This window comes from Blautia sp. MSJ-19 (assembly GCF_018918125.1).
Taxonomy (GTDB): Bacteria; Bacillota; Clostridia; order Lachnospirales; family Lachnospiraceae; genus Blautia_A.
Window position 1 is genome coordinate 25,049 of sequence record NZ_JAHLQA010000025.1, and the last position, 22,897, is coordinate 47,945.

General features: G+C 42.2%; 7 protein-coding genes. All 7 read right to left on the bottom strand.

Annotated features, from left to right (window positions below; genetic code table 11):
- Positions 1–163: 163 nt before the first annotated feature.
- Positions 164–415: a transposon-transfer assisting family protein gene (locus KQI91_RS09130; protein ID WP_117739739.1), complete on the bottom strand. Its 252-nt coding sequence runs from the start codon at positions 413–415 to the stop codon at positions 164–166.
- Positions 412–5,229, bottom strand: coding sequence for a DUF3849 domain-containing protein (locus KQI91_RS09135; RefSeq protein ID WP_216392489.1), 4,818 nt, complete (start codon positions 5,227–5,229; stop codon positions 412–414). The genes KQI91_RS09130 and KQI91_RS09135 overlap by 4 nt, the downstream gene beginning before the upstream one ends.
- Positions 5,230–5,283: 54 nt before the next feature.
- On the bottom strand, positions 5,284–13,068 hold the full coding sequence (locus tag KQI91_RS16490) for a DEAD/DEAH box helicase family protein (protein ID WP_216392490.1): 7,785 nt from the start codon (positions 13,066–13,068) through the stop codon (positions 5,284–5,286).
- A 200-nt stretch (positions 13,069–13,268) separates the two neighbouring features.
- Positions 13,269–13,370 (bottom strand): putative holin-like toxin, encoded by a 102-nt coding sequence (locus KQI91_RS16095; protein WP_015524590.1) that lies wholly within the window; start codon positions 13,368–13,370, stop codon positions 13,269–13,271.
- Between the two features lie 130 nt (positions 13,371–13,500).
- Positions 13,501–13,971 (bottom strand): helix-turn-helix domain-containing protein, encoded by a 471-nt coding sequence (locus KQI91_RS09145; protein ID WP_216392491.1) that lies wholly within the window; start codon positions 13,969–13,971, stop codon positions 13,501–13,503.
- A gap of 63 nt (positions 13,972–14,034) precedes the next feature.
- The gene (locus tag KQI91_RS09150) at positions 14,035–20,772 is read right to left on the bottom strand and encodes a SpaA isopeptide-forming pilin-related protein (protein WP_216392492.1); all 6,738 of its coding nucleotides are present in this window, start codon (positions 20,770–20,772) and stop codon (positions 14,035–14,037) included.
- The gene (locus tag KQI91_RS09155; RefSeq protein WP_216392493.1) at positions 20,762–22,864 is read right to left on the bottom strand and encodes a DNA topoisomerase 3; all 2,103 of its coding nucleotides are present in this window, start codon (positions 22,862–22,864) and stop codon (positions 20,762–20,764) included. The genes KQI91_RS09150 and KQI91_RS09155 overlap by 11 nt, the downstream gene beginning before the upstream one ends.
- Positions 22,865–22,897 lie beyond the last annotated feature (33 nt).

Here is a 22,897-nt window from a genome sequence, read left to right on the forward strand (position 1 = left end):
CTCTTTTACATACTCGCTTTATTTTACTATGATGCATTGTGAAATTTAAAAGTCAATAATAAAATTTATGATATTAATAATATGTGCCAGTTTCTTAATCGGATTGGCTACTTTCTCCAATTTAAATAAATTCTATCTAACACTAATTCACACAAAATATTCTCTATTTTTTATAATTATCTTCCAAATCCACTTTATAATCTTCCAGATCCATAAGAAAAATCTCATAGCCTTCATCACTCATGCAGAACAGCTTTCTTATGGTATTGCAGACCAGCCCGATCATATCCGCATCCCCCTTCAGAAATGGAATGATATTGTCGATAGCTTCCATCGTATCATTTCGGTTGCCTTTATCAAACATTGCGGTCACTAAGCATTCATCTGTATCAAAGTTCATTGCCAGATTCATCATAATTCTACATTCCCCTTCTTATGTGCTTTGGATTTTTCAGTTGCCATTTCTTTCTGCTCCTGTGCTTTTGCTCTTGCCTGGAACTCTTTTAACGACTGCAGCACGGATTTTTTCAGTTCCCCTTTTCCACCCTTTGCAGGCTCTTTGTTTTGTTCCCGGTTCGGTTCTACTGATACGGATTCTTTCTTGAATGGTGTTTCTGAAACTTTCTGTTTCACTTCCACGGTCTGTTCTGCCTCCTGCACTTTTCCATGTTTCTCATTCAGATACTTTTCCATGTCATTGATTGCTTTCTGTACCAATGGGCTTTCCTTATAATGTGGAATCATATCAATCAGATCCCTGTCTATCCTGTCTCCACTCATGAGTCCATATTCCCCGGAATAATCTTCATCACCATCTTGCAGATCAAATCCGATTCCTTTAATCCCATGCAGTCTCTCTGCTGGGATACTCTCATATATTTTAATGGCTTCTTCTAAAGTGAGGTTATTATGGTACTCTCCCATGACCGGAAACTCCATGCACTCTGCGACATAAAAACTGATCGTGGCTTCTGGCTGTTCCTGCTCTGGCTGTTTGTCAAAGATAGAAAATCTCTCTGCGTCCTCCAAACGGGAAAGTAAAGAACGGGCAGTTATAACATCGCTGTCTATATCGGATTCTTCAGATACTTCAACCAGCCAGTCCTTTAAACACTCTGTTTTCTTATTCAGAATGTCCTCTGTGATTTTCTCCACCTGTTCTTCCCTGTTCTCAACGGTATCTTTATATTCGTAAGTGTCATATTCATAGCTGAAATTATCTAAATCCACCGCCAGCTTTTTAATCTCCTGCTGATCAAGGTAAGCATCTGCTTCCTTCATATATTCTGCCAGAGTGATTCTTTTTTCTGCGATAGGATTGATGTCCACCTTAATGCCTGCCATTGCTATACCATGAGCATTTAATTCATTGAAGAAACTGTCTTCACGGATATTGCCACGATAAGAAAGCACTACATCAAGGTCAGAATCTTCCCGGTAGAGGTCTTGTCTGCTTCTGGAACCATACACTCTTGCAGCAAGCAGCTCTACCTCCTGTTCCATTCCCATATCTTCTAATACTGCCTGTGCATGATACAGGACACCTCTTTCAACTTCTGCCCTGCTCAGGCTATTTAATGCCAGTTCATTTCTTCCAATCTCAGAAGTCGCACGAAGTTCCCCCTCCTGCAATAAATCCTTAGAGTGCTGGATCGTCATTTCTTCAAATTCTTTATAATCCACTTTGACACATTCCAGGTCATCCATTCTTTCACTTTTAAGGATTTCATAAGCAGCTTCCTGAATGGATGCGTCTGGATTATCGTAATCACCACTCTGGATTTCATGCAGATCAGAGTCATAAAAAATAAACGAATATCCTTCTTCTGTTGCCTGTATGGTCAGATACCCTTTACTCCTGATAAACTGCATTGCGATTCCTTCATAGGTTTGCATTGCTTCTTCCCTGCGAAATCCTTCAAAAATACTTGCTGGGCAGTTTTTTTCTAATTGTATCCGCTGCATCTGTTCTTCCTGAACTTCTTCCACATCTGCCATCAGTTCTTCATAATCCACTACTTTTGCGTCTTCCAATGAGTACCCTTTATCTTCCAAAATATCACTGGCAGCTTCATCTACATAAATTGTCGGATTGTCATAGATTCCTCCATCATCCTCCTGATAATCTTCATTGTAAAATGTATAATCATAGCCATCTTCAGCAGTCTGGATTGTAAAGTATTGTTTTCCAATCTGATATGCAATCTGTACCTCATTCCAGTCCAGCATATTTTCCATTTTATTTACCGCTTCATATATTTCCGGATTCAGCCACCCTCCGATCTGTTCATATGCATGGGTCAGCTGATCTATTCCGTTTTCACATCGGATAAAATCCATGCTTTCCTGCATTGTTTCCGTATTCTGGATACCAAGCACTTTTTCCTGATGATTTGGCAGGTGTAAATATTCCTGCATCGCTTCATCCAGTGATTCATACCGGTTTACTTTTACTACACCCTCTGCATTTACATCTTCCATCACATAAAAATTATCAACGTAATGAATCTCTGGCATTTTCAACTTTATGCCTTCTGGCAGCTGCACCTCACTGACTGCATGGAAATTAAACCGGACATCCGTTCCAGATTCATTTTTTCCTGCCATCGTTTCTTCCCAGGTATCTTTCTGTACTGCCTGTATTTCTTCGATTGTAAGTGTCTGTCCACTCCGCAGGGTTACAACAGAATCTTTCGGGAATTCCGTCAAGTCATAAAGTGTTGTTCCATTTTCCTGCAAATATTCTGATACAGCTTCTAACGCTCCTGCATCAAACCCATTCCATAAATCCTCCGCTACAAGCTTTCCATTTTCTGCTACGATAATCCCTGCCACATCGGAGCCAAATTCATCATGTTCCATTAAGAAGAACTTCTCCCCCGCATATTCCTTTTCATCAACCGTATGCCATGTCCCGTTATGTCCTTCTGCTTCATATCCTCTTGTCTCTGCCGTGATTGTCACTTCGTTTTCTCCTATCGCCTGTTCTATCCTCTGCATCCGGATCTCAGCTCTTGCCATGTCGATAAACCCATCTAAAACTGCCGGGTGGCTTTCGATCACATAATCCAGGTTTAGATTTCTACCCCGGCTGACATTTTCCGGGACTTCGATATGCTCCGCCCAGTCTTTGTTCTGTCTGGAAAATCTTCCATCATGGGAAAGTTCACGGATGGTATTTGCCATAACAAAATTCATACGTTCTTCCCCGAAGCGTTCCACGACTTCTTTTGCCGCATCCTGCTTTAAGTGCAGCCCATCAAAATTCTCCCGGATGGCTTCTTCGATTGCTTTCTTACAGTCCAGGTTTAACTTTCTGGAATCCAGATAAGCATCCACATCCCGTTCTCCCATTGCCTGTTCCAATGTTCCTTTATAAACTGGCGGATATGCCCTGACGGAATTATGTTCCAGTATGTTCATTCTCTGCTGGACAAACTCCGGAAGTTTCTGAAATCCAAAAGAATCTACATAATAGGCTGTGATCTCTGCACCCCTGTTTATCACGATCACATCACTTACCGATAAGGAATGACCACGGAAATCTTCCGGTCGGTCAATGTTAAAGCGTTCAAATATATTGTCTAACGTGATCGTTGGCATCCACGGTGCTGCATAAACCATTCGGTAATCCTTTCCGTCAATGGTATAGCCCAGACTCTTTGCGGATTCTATTCCCATAAACTGATAAATATGCTCATCTCCACTATCCATCTGATAAATAGCAAACCTTCTGCTTTCTCCATGCAGAAGAAGTGTCTCATCAATCTTTTCTGCACTGTCCTGTTCCAGTTTTTCCTGTCTGGCGGCAGCTGCTTCTCTTTCTTTATGTACTTCCCATTCTGCTTCCGTGATACCAAAAATACCGTCATGTCCCAGGATTGCATTTTCTGTTTCTGCAAGAATCTGTCCTGCCTGCTCTGGATTGTCTGGATTTCCATGTAAGAGAAAAACTTCCGCACCCTCACGATACAATTCTACTGCCCTGTTTTTTTCAAGAGGATACATGTGTTCCAGTCGGATTCCTGCTTCGTGCATTTCTGTAAAACCGATCACGCCATCTGGGAAATTGTCAATCTGTGCCTGTGTTTCATTCATAAGGCTTCTCGTATATTCACTTCCCGGTCTGCGGATTGCAGTCATCATACGGTTCACCAGTCCAAGCACTTCGTCTTTGTCGTCCATCTTATATGCAAAATTCACAATAAGATTTCTCTGACTATCCGTAAAATTTCCCCTACTTGCATCCTCTGCCGCTTCGATCAGCCGGTGGGCATACTGCATAGCTGTTTCTTCTATATTTTCAAGACTTGCATCTTCGATTGGTCTTTCCATTTCCAGCTCGTGTATCTGTGTTTCGATATTCCCAATGACTTCCGCAGACGTTTTCCGGATAGTATCCATAGATGCTCGAAGTGCTTTCATATCCTTGCTCTCACACCAGCTGGCGATATAGGTAAACGAATATTCTGAAGTATCCAGACCAAAATGATTGCAGACAATATAAGCAATACTTTCTGCTTCCACTTCCTTTGTTGTCTGGTCTTTTAAGACTCCTTCCGCATCCATTACCTCCCGGTCATGCAGCAATGCGTGGCTCACCTCATGGACTCCGGTTTTCATGGTCTGGAGATTGCTCATATCTTCCTGAATTGCGATATACTTTTCTGTCTGATGGTAATACCCCTTTGCTTCCCCTTCTATCTGCATCATGCGGATTGGCACAGGGGAAATGTTCTGCAATGCTTCCATGAACGTGTCATAAAACTGTACGCTCCCGGTAAGTTCCGGTACTTCCAGTTCTGCAATCGGCTCTCCCTCTGTCTGGCTGACATCAAATACTGTTGTCACACGAAACCTTGGAATGACCATCTCCACAATCTCTGTTTCCGGCTGACCGTCATCCCCGATCACTGGCTCTTTTGTTACAGGGTCAATCTTTTCAATCTCCTGTTTCTCACGGATGGGTGCCGGTGCGATGATCTGGATTCCTTTTTCCCCTCTCTTTACATGGCGGTTAAACTTCTTCTGCCACGCCTGATACCCTGCCACCAGAGTAGCCTCCGGTTTCTGCATGGTGATCAGAAGGGTGTTATTAAAACTGTAATTATGGAACTTGGACATGGTATTCAGATATTCTGTATATCTCTCCGAAGTAAAGATTTCTTTTACTCCCTGCTCCAGCCGTTCCGATATTTCTTTTAACTGTTTTTCTATATTATTTGCCATAAACAAACCCTCCATTTTATGTCCCCGCCAGAGAAAACTCTGACGGGAAATCTTTTATAACTCCTGTTCGTGTTTTTTCTTTGCAGTTTTCTGTACAGGTGGCTGTTCCGCCGTATTCTGCTGTGTCTTCTCCTGCTTTAAGCGTTCCAGAATAGATGGCTTATGGATTCTGTCTGCTGTTTCCGGAAGTTCTTTTTCTTCTACAGCATCCCTGCTATCTGTGCTGCTTCCTTCTCTGCCAATATCCTCATCTGCCATAATCGTCTCATTGCCCTTTTCATCCATGTTCAGCAACGCATTTAACTCGGATAACCGTTCCATCTTTTCATTCAGCTCTGCTTCTTTCGGGAATGGTTTCTTTACCTCTTCCTGTGCAGTCGCAAGCTGCTGTTGTACGGTTTCCAGTTTCTGTTCGCTTTCCGTCAGCTTCCTGTCAATGGAAGAAAGGGTGTTATGGATACGCTGCATATTTCCTACCGGGTCTTTTCCGATCTCCAGTTTATAAGAGCATTTTCCTTTGACCGTCAGCTCAAACGCATTGGAGAACATATTGTAGGAAGCAGATAACGTAAACCCATGATATTCCCCGACCTTTCCGCCGGTGCTAACGGTTTTTAGTCCTGCACAGGCAGCAATCAATGCCTCGCCTGCTTCTTTCTTATCTTCATAAAGGACATTTCCTACTGTCATGGCAAATGTGTCATTATCCTGTAAATCCACGCTTTTTACTACCTGCGAATCCACCTGCATCCCGGCAATCCGCTCTTTCAATGCACTGATCTGTATCGGGAAATTCTTTGCAATATCGGATTCCAGACGGTAAATCTGACTGGTATGGTTTGCCTTTAAGAGTTTCAGCTTACTTACCTGCACATCCAGATCCATTTTTTCCTTAATGTACGGATTGCCTGTAGCAAGTGCCTTGATCTCTGCATAGGACAGTGCCGTATCATCCACATCTTCACAAGCCCTGACCGGGGATTTACTGGTCATGATCTGACTGATGAACTTCTGCTTATTCTCCAAAATCTGCCACATATACGCATCAAAAGTGTTCTCCGTCACATACCGGAATATCTTTACTTTGTCATTCTGGTTTCCCTGTCTTAAGATACGTCCTTCCTGCTGTTCCAGATCAGACGGCTTCCACGGACAGTCAAGGTGATGAAGGGCAATGAGCCTGTCCTGTACGTTGGTACCAGCACCGAGTTTTGGAGTGGAACCCATAAGGATTCTCACCTGCCCGGCCCGTACCTTTGCAAACAAATCTGCTTTCTTTGTCTCCGTGTTGTATTCATGGATAAACGCAATCTCTTCTTTCGGGATTCCCCTGGCAACCAGTTTGTTTCGGACATCATCATATACATTGAAAGTCCCATCCCCTTTTGGAGTAGACAAGTCACAGAAGATCAGCTGTGTTGTCCGATCTGCTTTTCCCTCGTCCCATACCTGAAAAGCATTTTCCACACAGGTATTGACCTTGCTTTTTTCTGCATCCGGAAGGAGTTCATTTAATAGCCTCTGATCCAATGCACATTTTCTTCCGTCATTGGTAATCTTGAGCATGTTGTCCACCGTTGGATTCACAAGACCGGCTCTTACTTCTTCCGCACGTTCCGAAAAGGCACTGACCATTTCCTGCTGTTCTTCACTTGGTTTTAAGACTTCATTGATAAACTCTGCTTCCGGTACAGGAAGATTCAGCATATCCGATGTCTGAATATCCGCAGCTTCCTTAAAAATAGAGATCAGCTCTGGAAGATTAAAAAAACGGGCAAACCGTGTTTTCGCACGATAGCCCGTTCCTTCCGGTGATAATTCGATTGCGGTTACTGTCTCCCCAAACGTTGCCGCCCAGGAATCAAAGTGTCCCATACCCATACGCATAAGTGTGTCATACTGGAGATAACGCATGATAGTGTAAAGCTCGGTCATACTATTTGATACAGGAGTACCTGTAGCAAAGGTGATTCCTCTGCCGCCTGTCAGTTCATCCATATACCGGCATTTCATAAACATATCCGAACTTTTCTGTGCATCCGTCTGTGAGATACCCGCCACATTCCGCATTTTTGTATACAAAAAAAGGTTCTTAAAACTATGGCTCTCATCCACAAACAGCCGGTCTACACCCAACTGCTCAAAAGTTACTACATCATCCTTTCTGGTCTGGTCATTGAGTTTCTTCATCCTCGCCTGCAGACTTTTCTTTGTTTTTTCCAACTGCTTGATGGTATAATTCTGCCCTGCCTGATGTGCCGCTTCTTCAATGGAAAACGTAATATCTGCGATCTGATCTTCCAGCATGGCAATCTGCCGTTCTCTTGAAAGAGGGATTTTCTCAAACTGCGTATGGCCGATGATCACGGCATCATAATCCCCTGTCGCAATACGGGAACAGAACCGTTTTCGGTTTGCCGGCTCAAAGTCTTTCTTCGTTGCCACCAGGATATTTGCTCCCGGATAGAGACGTAGGAAATCACTGCCCCACTGCTCGGTCAGATGGTTTGGCACAACATAAAGATTCTTTTGTGAGAGTCCCAGCCGTTTTGATTCCATACCGGCTGCGATCATCTGGAACGTCTTTCCTGCTCCTACGCAATGAGCCAGTAACGTATTATTTCCATACAGCACATGAGCCACTGCGTTTTTCTGATGCGGCATCAGGGTGATCTCCGGGTTCATGCCGACAAACTGAATATGGCTTCCATCATATTCCCGTGGACGGATGCTGTTAAATCGTTCATTATAAATTTTACAGAGATCTTCCCGTCGGTGCAGGTCTTTAAATATCCACTCCTTAAATTCCTCTTTGATCAGCTCCTGCTTCTGCTGTGCCAGCATCGTTTCCTTCCGATTTAATTCCCGGTGTTCCCCATCGGCATCCTGTACCGTGTCATAAATCTTGGTATCTCTAAGGTTTAAGGCATCTTCCAAAAGGCGGTAGGCATTGGCTCTCTGTGTTCCATATGTGGAAGTAACAAGGGCATTTCCGTAGCTGTCCACATTTTTTCCCATAACATTCCACTGTCCGGTCACTTCGGCATACTGGACTTTGACCTTGCTCCCTACATAATATCTTGGTGTATGAAATGTCTCTGCCATGAACCTTGTAATGTAATCCTCGGAGATCCAGGTTGCCCCAAGTCTTGCCTCAATCTCTGACGCATCCAGATCTTTTGGCTGTACCTGCTCCAAATACTGCACGTTCACCTGATATTCCGAGTGATCTTCTGCAAACTGTTTGGCAATCTGAAGTTTCTCCCTCACATTTCCAGAAAGATATTCGTCCGACGGCTCCCATTTTTCACCGATTGGATTCTTAAAGATCACCCCTGCCAGTTCTTCAGTAAGCTCCTCTTCTGTTTTCCCGGAAAGCTGTGCCATATAGGAAAGGTCAACGCCTGCCCTCTCACCAATAGAAACCGCAAGTGCTTCACTGGCAGTATCCACGGAAGTTACCGTTTCTGCCCTACGGATTGTCCTTTTGGTAAAAATATCCGCTTTCCGTTTCAGTTCTCCCTTATCATCCAGAAATTCCAGAGAAGTCAAAAGACAATAACTACTGTCCTGACTAAATGCCCTCTTATTGGCATTGCTGCTGAGAAGACCATATTTTGCTGTAAAGGTATCGTATTCTTCATTGAGTTTTTCCTGCAGCTTTGTGATCTGTTCATCGCTTCCCTCTTCCATCTGGCACTGGATCAGTTCATTCGTAACATCACGGATATTCACCAGCCCTTTGACACGTTCCGCTGTCATAGCCGGAAGATCCATGCGGTTCATCACAGAATTTTCCCGGTAATAGACTTCATCATTCACTACGGTAAAACTGAAATTCTTTACATTCGGGTCTGCCGGGATAGAGACAACATCCTCCTCCAACTCTGTATCCGAAAGTTCCAGTTCCGTGATCGTACCATGGATATTCTGGACAGCTTCTTTTAATTGTTCTTCTAAGGTAATTCCTTCTTTTGGTTTTACGGTCACTTCCTGCTTTCCATACTGGGTACTTTCTGTAGTAAACTCACCAAGCACCATTTCCGGATGCTCTGCAAAATAAGCATTGACTGAATAGCCTTTCGGCATTTCCTTTAAATTTAACCATTCCGGTTCCTCAATGGATGCCCTGTCTCTTTTCTGGAAAAACAGAATATCAGAAACAACGCTGGTATTGGCATTTCTCTGGAACGCATTATTCGGTAATCGGATGGCTCCAAGCAGTTCTGCCCGGTTTGCGATATACTGTCTCACTGCCGGATTCTGCTTATCCATCGTTCCACAGGAAGTTACCACAGCCACTACGCCACCGGGACGCACCAGATCAAGGGATTTTGCAATAAAATAATCATGGATCATAAAATGATGCCGGTCATATCTGCGGTCACTGACCTGATACGCTCCAAACGGAACATTGCCTATCACACAGTCAAAAAAGCTGTCCGGATAACTGGTTTCCTCAAATCCCTGCACGGCAATCTTATTTTTCTGGTAAAGCTGTTTTGCAATCCTGCCCGAAACCGGGTCGAGTTCCACACCGTACATATTGGTTTTGCCCATACTCTCCGGGATCAGTCCCATAAAGTTACCGACACCACAGGACGGTTCCAGAATATTTCCCTGTTTCAGTCCCATATTTTCCAGTGCTTCATACATACTTCGGATCACGGTCGGGAATGTATAAAAAGCATTTAAGGTCGATGCCTTTGCTGCACTGTATTCTTCCGGTGATAAGGTATTCTTTAACTCCAGATACTCATTCGCCCAGCTGCTGTTATTCTCTTCAAATGCCTGTGGGATACCACCCCAGCCAACATAACGGGATAAGATTTCCTGCTCTTCGGGTGTTGCCAGACGCTCTTCTTTCTCCAACGTCTGTAACAAATGGATGGCTTCCATATTTGCCTTATACTTTGACTTCGGTCCGCCTGCACCAAGGTCATTATCCTGGATACGGAAGTTGTGTGGTTCTAACACAGCTTTTTCCTGTTCCTGACTTTCCGGAATATCTTCTTTGGCAGTAACCTCTTCCTCTTCTATTTCCTCCACATCTGACATATCTACTACGGTCGGTTCTGTCACTGCCTTCGTATCCAAGAAATCAAACATGGTCATCTGGTGTCCGGATAGTTCCGCAAAAGACGGTTCTGCTTCCGGTGTCGGGAATATCGTATAAGTTCCTTCTGCATACTGGTGGAGTTCCGAAAGAAGTTCTGTTTTCTGCTGATAGTTTGTCCCATACGCTTCAAAATCCAATGGCAGAGCTGCCAATGCTGCATCCATCTTCTGTAACAGTTCTTCTGTCTGCTCTGGATTCTCTAATACTGCGACCATTTCTTTTCCTGGTTTTTCCCAGAAGAAGTCATCCGTAAATGGTCTGTCTATCTCTTCCGGAAGACGGTCATAAAAGCGGAGTACCTTATTCGCCATCTGCTCCCGTTCATATTCCGGCATACGAGCATAATCTTCTGCCTGCAGGAACTGGTCATTCTTTATCAGATAAGCTACTCTGTTTGCAACTTTATTCCAGGATAATAAAATTGACGTATATGGATTCCCATAAGCACCTCTTGCAAGAAACAATCCTTTTCCATCATAGTTTGCGTGTGAATCATCGGCACCAGACAGTGCATGACTGCTTCCACCGATTCCATACTGTTCCTTGATAAAACCTGTCCTCGATCTTTCATCTTCATGAAGTAGATAAAAGGAATACGTCCTAAGCCTGCCCTGCGAATACGCTCCACCTCCTGCAAGATAAGCATCAATCTCATCCTGTGTAATGAACATCGGATGTTCTTTCCAGGCAAAGCCGTCCCTAGCCTGATAAGGAATCACCTCATCCGCAAACTTTTGAAACTGCTTTGAGATATTTATAGGATTATAAAGATGGAAACGCATAATAGAATGATTTTCTTCATAGGCTTCTGCCAGTGCATCCAGTCTTTCATTCAGTTCCGAAAGCCACTGGGGATCCTCCAGCTTTTCTTCCAGATAATCCGTAATCTCCGGATAGATACTGCGAAGATGTGGTAAGTCCTCTTCGTCAAAAACAATCTCCGCTACTCCTTCTGCCATATCCCCTTTCATATAGGCAAGAGCCTGGGCGTGTTCTTTTACTGCATTACTTCTTGCCGCATCCAATACAGACTGCGGTGCATATTCACCCTGGTCTAAAAGCTGATGGATACGTCCGCTGACATCTTCCCATGATAAAAATGCCTTATCTAAGATATGGTCTGTAACCGTATGCCCTACTGCGATCTGCATCCCGGTTTCATCAAACCAGACTGAATATTCATTTCCATCAATCTGAAAACCTTTTCCACCTTTACGGTATTCACGCTTCACAAACTCCGTATATTCCTCCGGTGTCTGTTCACTCATGAAATTATAGATGATCCGAAGCTGGCTGGCTTTCCGGTTTCCTCCTGTCCGTAAGATCTCATCAACAACTTGCTCTGGAATCGGAATTTCTCCGGCATAAAGGGCAGCTGCCCTTTCCTCGATCTGCCGTCTTTGTTCATTTGCGGTGGGATATTCGGGCAAAGATAAAGCAGAGGCGATCTCTTCCTCTGCTTTACTCAATCCATCTTCTCTTGTATCTTCGACTAACTGTATACCAATTCCGTCAAGATGCTCTCTTCCGCTGTTGCCATCAGTGCGTTCATGTGTGCTGTCCATGCCATCGGATCTGCTTCCTTGTCCGGTGCCGGATTCTTCTCCAGTAATTTCTCCATCTGGCTGTCCATTCTCTCCTGTGCTGCTTTCTCGATCTGTTCCAGATGGCTGTTCAGCTTCCCGGTCAGGGACAGGCTCTGATAAAGGCTGTTCTTGTGTTCTTTCAGAAATGTCCTCCGCAGCATCCCATATTTCCCGATCGTCACTTCTTCCTCTTCGACGGTCAGATTCGGAAACAGGTAATCTCCCTTGCGATGATATGTCAGTTCCATAATCGTTTCCTCCTTCATTTTCAATATTTTCTTCTTTTTTCGTTTCTGCATCCTGATTTTTAATTTCTCGCATTAACGTGGTAAAGTTATTATAATTCCTTTCATTGGATTTTTCAACCTCTTTTCTCGCTTCTTCCAGAGAAATTTTATGTACGGTCTTTCCAATATCAATCAGAATACTCTCACTGAGCTGGCTTGCCGCATTTCCAAGGAAGGTGAGAACTGACAGACGGTTATAATCTGTGATATGCATGAAGTCCTCTTCTTCCAGAAGTTCCATCGGGTCAAGCCCGCATCGCCTGGAAAGCAGATAGTAAACACTGTCTGTTGCCAGCTGACGAAAATCACTGCGGATCGTCACCTCATCCAGATCTTCCAGATAAGTACCTTCTACAGCATATTCCAATCCATCCAGGTATTCCTCCAGATTGTCATTGACCATTTCCCTTGCGACCGCCATCAATGCGTCCTGCAAAGTTGCCGCATCCTTTTCTTCCAGAGCATAGACTTCTGCCAGATGGGTGAGGATCTCTTCTCTCTGGTGTTCCTGCATCTTCCAAAGATATGGGCTTCTGCCTCCGGCTACCATGTGGGTATCCGAAATATCAAACACATAACGAAGTTTGGTATTCTGCCAGGTTTCATCAAACAAGGCAATTCCTCTTGCACCACGATTTACCCAGCGTAACATCTTTTCATTCCATAGTTCCAGTGATGCACAGGCTGTTGCGTCTGGACGCTGTGCATGGATCAGAAGCTGGTCTGAAAAAGAATAACGATATAACCTTGATGCTGTGTCCATATAATCCATCCAATCCCCTGGCGAACTGCTCACTGATACGGCATGTTCCTGCACCAAGTTTCGGATGTCCTGTAGTTTAGACATTAAACTTCCCTCCTATCAATAAAAAAACAGCCCACTCTTTTTTAGAATTGGCTGCATAAAATGTACTTTACTTTTCGGAGAGAAAATGCTATATTCTAATTGAAAAGAGTAACCGCCCACAAGGTGGATGCTCCTGGATTAGGTTTTAATTTATTTTGCTCTCAAAGAGAGCTGCCTATCCTGTTGGCAGACAGGGTAGGCTATTTTTTTCGCTTGTTGTCCCTATTATCCAAATAGGCAAGCAAAGCAATCAGAAACGTACCGCCTAAGAACAATAAGCTCAAGACTTCGTATGTATCCATTCGCTCCACCTCCCTTCTTCTGTATCCCTTAACGGAATCTGAAAATCCAGGAGGTTTTTACCAACCCTGTACACGGTTACTCCAGTAATATTCTAACAGGTAACTCTCCGCAAAGCAATTCCTTTTTACTTCATACGGTTTTATATTCTGTTTTTCTCTTATTCTCTGGCCAATGCAGTTTCCATTCCAGATATTCCTCTTCTGTGATTCTTCCATCGCCCAATTTCTGCTTTTTCCCCATCCATTCCTGCAGATAAGACATTGTTTTTTTATCCCTTATTGTGATTCCAACTATTTCACTTTCTGAATCATTTAGCAGGAACAGATGAAAAAGCCCTCTATTTTCTTCATCCATCCAGAATAAAGTTTCCATTAATTCGTCCATTGTCGCAATTCCAGGACTTAAAAAATTTCGGACATCAACTTCCAATATTTCTGCTATCCGGATAAGCGTTTCCTGCTTCGGTGTACGCTGTCCACTTTCATATTGGGCGATTCTCACATCCGCACTACTTTCCCCATATCCTAATCTGCGTCCCAATTCCTTTTGAGTTATGTTGCGAAACATACGGATTTTTCTTATTCTTGCTCCTAATTTCAATTTCTTCTCCTTTTCAAAATGGGGCTGTGCAGTAACCACAGCCCCAGAACACTATTTATATTATCATTTGCGTTTTCTCTTAACTGCCACTACAGTTCCCAGACATCCTGCTGATACCGCAAGAGTCAGAACAAAAATAGCAATATTTGTATTATCTCCTGTTTTTGGTGAATTGGATACAGAAGTCGCATCAGAACCATGGGAACCAGGAGTGCTGCCTTCCTGATTTTCTGATGTTTCTGGAGTATCTTTTTCCGGAGCTTTCTTATTTGTCAGATCCAGAGTATATTCAATCACAGGAGTACGGTCATTGACATATTCAAACTGAATCTTATGCTCTGTTTCATCAAGCTGATAGCCATCCAGTGTTTTTGTTTCTTTCAGGATATATGTAATTGCTTTTTTATACTGCCCATTCTTAAAAGTCGCAACCGGATAATTCTTTGATTCTGCATGGCCGGCACTGTCTGTTACCAGAGTTTCCAGAACTTTACCTTTACTGTCACAAAGGGCAAATTCTACACCTTTCATTGGCTTCTTGGTGTCTTTATCTGTTTTGTTTAAGATTACCTTTCCCATTGCCTGTTCATCTTCCATTTTGGCTCCCTGAACATCTCCGGTGTCCTTAACCTCAAATGTCACTTTATTTGCCACAATATAGCCTTTCGGTGCTGTTTCCTCCAATAATGTATAAGTACCGATTGGAAGTTTCTCTACATAATGGGGCTGATCACCAGATGTCCAGCTTTCCATAACTTCCTGGTTTTCATTAAGGATATACAGTTTAGCACCTTTGACCTCGCTGCTTCCATCTGTCATATCAACTTTACTGATCAGAATTTTTGTTGTATCGTCCTGCATTTCTACTTTCTGTATATCTGCAGTATTTTCTACTACAAACGTAATGGATTCTGCAGTTGCATAGCCATCAGCAGGAATTGTCTCTGTTAATGTATATTTCTTTCCAACTTCCAGTTCCTTAAGGATGTGTGGTGTGCTTCCGGATGTCCACTCATCCACAACGTTTCCCTCTGAATCGGATACTTTCAGTTTTGCACCTGGTAATTCTTCCCCGGTTGTAATATCTGATTTTGTGATTTCAAAAGTAGTTGGCTCATCTTCATAAGTGAACTCAAAGGATACTTCTGCAACCTCTTCTCCCGCATAAGCAAAATCAAATTCCTTGATTTCTTCTGTTGTCACAAATCCAGCAGGAGCCTGCACTTCTTTTACATAGTAGTTGCCATTGATTGGAAGATCTGCCGTAAATACAATTCTTCCATCCTGATCCGTAGCTTTCTGCTCGATCATGGTATCTGCTTTCAGGATTACTTCGCCTTCTGCATTTAAAATATCATTCTTTGTATAAAGTGCAAATACTCCGCCTTCCAGAACACGGTCTGCATTTTTTTCTTTCTTAACTACAGTTACTTTTGCTTTCTGGCGGTTATTCTGCCAGTCCTCATCATAAGTCACAACCGGAGTATTCTGATCACGATAAGTCAGATCAACCTCTCTGATTTCTCCATCCAGAACATATCCATCCGCCGTCTCTTTTTCCTTTACATAATATTTGCCTAAAGGAAGATCTTCTGATCTCGCATATCCAAGAGCATCTGTCGTAATTGTTGCTACCAGTTCGTCCTTTTTATAATAATCACTGCTTTCCCCATCTGCAGCCTTGATATCCTCCGCTGCATAAATTTCAAAAGTAACATCTTTCAAAGAACCTGTAACATAACCAAATGCTGCGTCCATGCCGCCTGCCAGCATATCTTTCCAGGTAACTTCTTTGACAAATTCACCTTTTTTATTGATGATGATTCGTCCAACCGGAACAGCATCCTTCATTTCTACTTTTTGAACATCTGCAGTATCAGAAACTGTAAATTTCACTTCCTCTGCCTGCAGATAACCATATGGTGCAAACTCTTCCCGAAGTGTGTAATTTTCTCCCACATGAAGTCTCTTTATTACATGAGCTTTTCCTTTTACAGAAGTCCATTTTTCTACTTCTTTTCCATCTGAATCCAAAATCGTCAGTGTTGCTCCGTCAAGTTCCACACCTGTTGTAATATCTGATTTCGTAAATTCAGTTGTTGTCGGCTCATTATTAAAAACGGTTTCCAGTTTTACTGTTTTTACTTCCTGTCCCTGATATTTCGCAGTCACCTCAATCTGCTCATCAGAAGATACAAAACCATCTGGTGCTGCCAGTTCTTTTATATAATAAGTTCCAAATGGCAGATCCTGCTCAAAAACAGCTTTTCCATCTTCACCTGTTACCGCTTTTGTAAGCAGTTCGTCTGCTTTTACCAGTACCTTATCCCCTGCTTTTATATCCTCTTTTGCGTAAAGACCAAACTCTGCTCCAGAAAGCCCTTTCTCATTTTCAGCATCTTTTTTCACAACTGACACTTCTACTTTCTGGCGGTCATTTATAAACTCTGCACTCTGTGAGATCACTGGTGTATCCTGGTCTGCATAGACGAAAGAAATTTTCTGTTCTTCTTTATTTAATACAAATCCCTCTGGTGCAGTCTTTTCTACCACTTTGTATTCTCCTAAAGGCAGATTATCAAGATCTGCTTTTCCGGATTCATCCGTTGTCAGTTCTGCAACTTTTGCACCCTTTGCATATTCCAGGATTCTTTTTCCTGTGTCATCTTTCTGGAAATCAGCTGTATAAATGTCCTCTGCAGCATACACTTCATATACTGCACCGGAAAGATTCTGAACTTCATACTTAAAATCATTCTTATAGGTCGAAAGAACCTCTCCTTTTTTCTGTACAGTGAGTTTTCCTTTCACCGGATGATTCTCATATACAACTTCAATGATTGCATCACCTGATACCGGATCAGTCTGATACAGGGTATTGGTGTCCACCTGTATTTCGACATAATTTTTGTTAATGGTATAACCGTCCGGTGCTGTTACCTCTTCGATTCTATAATGACCGATTTTTAAATTCTGCGGCAAGATCAGATATCCGTCTATATCTGTGAAATAAGAGGTATGTGTAACGGTTGTCGGGTATGTAGTTACCTGCTCTACATATTTTTCATGATCCAGATCATAAATTTTAAACTCTGTTCCCGGAATTAAAACTGATTTTTTAGTCTCGTCATCCTGTTTGATGATTTTCAGTTTTGCAGAAAATTCTTTATCCAAAAGAACTCTCCATGTCTGCGGCTCTGTTGGTTTATTCTCTGTAATCCGGACAATAAAATCATCTACAGGTTTGTAATTATGGGGTGTTGTAGTTTCTCTCACCAGATATGTTCCATATGGAATTGCAATGGATTTTACATAACCTTTCTCATTTGTAAAAATTTCTGTTGCCCCATTTTCACCGATCACAACCGGCTCTGCAGAGGAAAAATCATAATTTCCATCCTCTTTTACCACCAAAGAAGATACCAGATATGCACTAAATCCAGCTCCGGATAATAATGCAGCATCTGTATCTCCATTATTGGCAGCTTTAATAAGTTCAAACGGCTGTTTTTTTACAGTTTCCAGCGAAGTACATTCTTTTTCTACAACCGCTGTCAGATCACCTTCATCACTGCATACAAGGTCATATTCATTCTCATCTGTCAGATATCCTACGGAAGGGGTAATTTCCTTGATATAATACTCTCCAAGATAAAGATTCTTTATCCTTGCTTTTCCCTCTTTATCTGTGGTCAGCGTACCGATTTGGCTTCCTGCTTTATAAATAACACCGGTTTTTCCATCTGGATGGGTAATATCGTTTCTTGCATAAAGTCCATACACCGCATTTTTCAGGGAAGCATCTCCCTGTGCCTTATTTTCTTTTGTCTCGGCATCTTTTTTATTCAAAGAGATTGTAGCACTGACCCTGTCATTCACAAAAGTATGACTGAAAGAAATTTTTGCCTGTTCATCATTGGTATAACTGAACTGGAAAGAATAAGTATCTTTCTCATTTCTGACATAACCAGCCGGAGCCTGGACTTCTTTTACATAATAAGAAAATCCCACTGGAAGATCTGCTTTAAATGCTGCTTTTCCATCAGTACCAGTAATTGCAGTCTCAATCAGAGCATCTTTTTTTACTGCTACTTTTCCATCCACAGTTTTCATATCCTGCGCTGCAAACAGAGCAAAATGCCCTCCGGATAGTGTATTTTCAGTATCTTTGTCTTTCTTTATCACCTGCACCACTGCTTTCTGACGGTCATTTGTAAAGGTAGTCTCTGAGAAAGCCGCTTCTGCAGTCTGCCCTGCATAAGAAATGGTTACTTTTTTTGTTTCTTTTGCATTATAAAAATTTTCCGGGGCCTGTGCTTCTGTTACATTATAGCTTCCAAGCGGAAGATTCTTTACCGTTACAGAACCGTTCTCACCTGTGATCAGATTTTTCGCTACTTCTGCGCCTTTTTTGTAAACTGTTTTTCCACCTGCTGTTACAATATCCTCGGCAGCATATACGTTATAAACGGCTCCTTTCTGACGGCGTTTCTCATACTGGAATAAAGTTCCATTTTCATCAGATACAGCTCCTACGAAAACCTCACCCTCTTTATAAACGGTCAGATTTCCTTTCTGCTCTTTGTCCGTTACAGTCTGTTTGGTCGTACTGCCAACTACTAATTTCACTCCATAAGAGGAAGCCTGGACAACATAACCTTCTGGTGCTGTAATTTCCTTTAAGTAAACTGTATCCTGTGTCTTAGTAAGAGTTACACGTGAAGAACCATTGCTGTCTGTTGGCGGCATTTTAGCAATCAGCTTTGTGCAGGCGTTATCACTATATACCCCATACACGGCTCCAGCTATATTTTTTCCAGTATCTCCATCTTTCTTTGTAATTTCAATAACTGCTTCTTCCGGCCAGTCAACTGTAATCTGCAGGTCAGAGGAATCTGTATAGTAGCCAAAACCAATGTCCTGTGAACTCTCCAATTTTAAGAGCATTGCATGGAAATCCAAAGGGAAATTAGATGTAATCGCATACTTTCCTTTCAGGCTACCCATATTGGCTGTTGTAGCTACAAGATGGAATTTCTCTCCACCCTTTACAGTGACATTTCCAGATGCCGTTTTTCCTGTGGTTTCATTAACAAGGCTTACTCCGTTCTCCAGATGAATGGTAATGGTAAATGCTTCATTTGCCTTCCAGGTAAAACTTTCTGTTTCCTTTCCCGTTGCATTAACGGAAAGTCCTGGAAGAAGTTTCATTGCTGTCGGATCAGGCATTTTAGCAAGAGCTGCTTTAATCTCTTTCAGCATATTTTTAGCGGTTGTAGAAAGCGCACCTCCAAATCCGGATTCGCCATCATATAAATAGTCAACCAGGTAATGCTGCATGGCTCTTGTCTCAGAACTGCATCCATATTTTTCCATAATGGATTTTACATTATATCCGTTGAATGTATGTCCCCATCCAGGACCGCCATATCCATAGAACAAAGCTTTCCGCAGATACTTATCATCTCCGCCCTCATCCAGTTCAACCATATTTTTATATGTTGTCCCACTTGGAGGTGACTGCATGGAGTGCTGCATACAATACGCATTTACTGTATAAGTCTTTCCGCCTGCTTTGTAACGAACATATTTGTAGCTGTCATTTCCACCCTGTCCCATAACTGTATCAAACGGATGAAGCTGGCCATCTGAATAATAGTAATATTTATTTGCTTCAATATTTGTTGCATCATCCCATGGAGTATCGGTTGCAAGTAACATGATACCATTTTCTGCCTGATCTATGGAAACACTTAGGTCAATGTCATCTGCTGGCATTTCAAAACTGAATTTGTCCGATTCTTCGTGATAAGTCACCTCTGAATACAATAAATCTTCTGTATTCTCTGTCTGGTTTGCCTGTACTTTTGTTGTTCCTACTGCAATTAAGCTGCCTTGCGGCATATCTCCGGAAAATACAACGGTTTCTCCTGGCTGATACTGTCCATCTTCATGGTTCAGCTCAATATGAAATTCCTCTCCACGAACAATATTTACCTGATAATTTCCATCTGCATCTTCTGTTTTCTCTGTTCCATCTGTAAAAGAGTCGTCTGTCGCCTCTGGCATTTCTTCCGGATCTGTATCTGTAATTTCTTCAAATGTGCTGTCTGTATCCGGATTATCATCTATGGCAGGTTCTTCTGTTGAAACTTCCTCAGACGGATTTTCCGGGATTGGTGTATCTATTGGCTCTTCCTCAACCGGAATTTCTGTCGGAGTTACTTCTTCATAGATTTCATCCTCTGACGGAATTTCTACATTTACCTCATCCTGCACAGGTTCTTCACTCTCTGCAGTGCCTATGGCTGGTTCCTCGCCTTCTGCTTCATTCTCATCTTCCTGGTTGCTTACAGATTCCTGATTCTCAGATTCAGCAACCTGCACCACCGCTTCCTTTACAATCAGCTTACGATTGATCTGATAAATTGGGTGGCCACTTACTGGCTCTACATAATAAACAGCTTTGTATGTATCTTCGTAATCTGTTGTAAAGTCCTGCTTTTCCTCATTTTTTGCCTCATGGAAAGTGATCTTCACCTTTTTTTCATCTGGTATTTCCAGTCCGGTAAAATCTTTCTCCACTTCAAAAATCCTGCCTGTTTCCAGTTCCAGATCTTTTGCTTTTACCACTTCATCTGCATCCAGCTCATTTTTTACCTCTTCATATAACGGTGGCTCTTCTGGCACTGGTACTACATCTGCCGCATAAGACAACATTGGTGATAAAATTGTAGATAACACTGTAAGCATTGCCAGGAATCCCGACAAAAATCTTCTCATATTTTTTTTATTCTTCATCCCTTTTTCCTTTCTTCCGTTCCGGGAAAATCAACTGAAACTTTGGATTTCCGGTTTCTGAAATCTCCATCTTTATAGTTGCTTCATACTTCCTTTTTGTTTTCTCTGATACCAGATCTTTGAAATGCACCTGCTTCTCACTCAGCAGTTTCCTGACAGTTACTTCATCAAGTGTTTTTCCCTGACTCTCAAAAAATCGGTTATTTTTCCATAAAGTAAAACTGCAATCACTTCCTGAACAATAATAATTTCTCTTTCCCACATAAACCTTATTGCCGCATCTTGGGCATTTTCCAATTTCTTTCCGACCATCTGAAAATAGTTTCTGGTATTCTTCCACTGGCTGTCCATTATCACTTACCAATTTGGTAACCATTTTTTCAATTTCGAAGAGAAATTCTTCTACATTTTTCTGGCCTCTGGAAATCAGTGTCAGGTCATTTTCCCATTCTGCTGTAAGTTTTGGTGATTTGATCATTTCCGGAAGAATCCTGATCAGATTTCTTCCATCTGCTGTAGGTAATATCTGCTTCTTTTTACGCTCAACAAAGCCTTTCTCAATCAGTTTTTCAATAATCGCTGCCCTGGTAGCCGGAGTTCCAAGCCCTTTTCTCTCTGCGTCTTCTATCATATCCGAGCTTCCAGCGTGTTCCATGGCACTAAGGAGCGTATCCTCCGTATAATGTTTCGGCGGTGCTGTAAAATGTTCACTAAATTTTACAACAACACTTTCAAATACCTGTCCCATTTTTATATCTGGAAAATCACTTTCCTCCTCTTCTGGATTTTCTGCATTTTTCCCATATGATTTAAAGAACCGTTCTTCCACTTCTTTCCATCCATATTGGAGAACATTCTTTCCAGATGCAGTAAACAGTTCTCCATGACAGGAAATTTCAGTCTTAATACTCTCATATATGTATTCCTGTTCCGATGCACATAATAACTTTGATGCAATCAGCATGAGAATTTTCTTTTCTCCACCCGGAAGTGCTTTTAAATCCATGTTTGTAATTTCTACCGTTGGTATAATTGCATGATGATCTGATACCTTTTTACTGTTCAAAAGTCTCTTTATATCTGGTTCTGAACCCTTTATTGACATTTCAGGAAACATACTATTTACTGCCCCGACAACTAGAAGAGCATTTTCTTCCATATCATCTGTAAGATATTGGCTATCCGTCCTTGGATACGTCACCAGTTTCTTCTCATAAAGGCTTTGGGTATAGTCCAAGGTTTGCTGTGCCGTAAATCCAAGAAGACGATTTGCTTCCCTCTGTAATGTGGTCAGATCATATAATTTCGGCGGCTGTACCTTTTTCTTCTCTTTCTTTACTGAAAGAATCTGTGCAGTTTCATCCTTCATATCCTCCATCATCTGAACGGCAGCACTTTTCTCTTTTATCCGGTTGCTTACAGCATCCAATCCATCCATCAGAAGATGAACCAGATAATACTTCTCTTTCTGGAAGTTCTCGATGCTCTTTTCCCGTTCCACCAGCATTGCAAGTGTAGGTGTCTGCACCCGACCTACAATCAACCGATGGTGATACAGTACCGTAAACAGTCTGGTGGCATTAATTCCTACCAGCCAGTCTGCTTCACTTCGCGCCACTGCAGAATAATAAAGATCATCATATTCATGTCCATCTTTCAGCTGCTGAAATCCTTCCAGAATTGCTTTTTCCTCCATGGAAGAAATCCACAGTCTTTTAAAGGGAAGTTTACATTCTGCCTGGTTATATACCAGACGGAAAATCAACTCCCCTTCTCTTCCTGCATCTGTTGCACATATAACTTCTGTGATATCTGCTCTGTGAAGCAATTCCTTTAAAACCCGAAACTGCCCTTTTGTACTTTCTTTAATCTGATATTTCCAATTCTCCGGAATCATGGGAAGTGTTTCATATTTCCATGCTTTCCAGTCATCCCGGTACTGATCTGCACTAGCCAGTTCAATCAAATGCCCAATACACCAGGAAACCAGATACTCTTTTCCTTCCAGATAGCCATCTTTTACGTTTGTGGCATGAAGCACCTTCGCAATGTTTCTGGCTACGCTGGGTTTTTCCGCAATTACAAGCTGCAATTTTCTATCTCCTTTCTGCACCTGTCGCTGTAA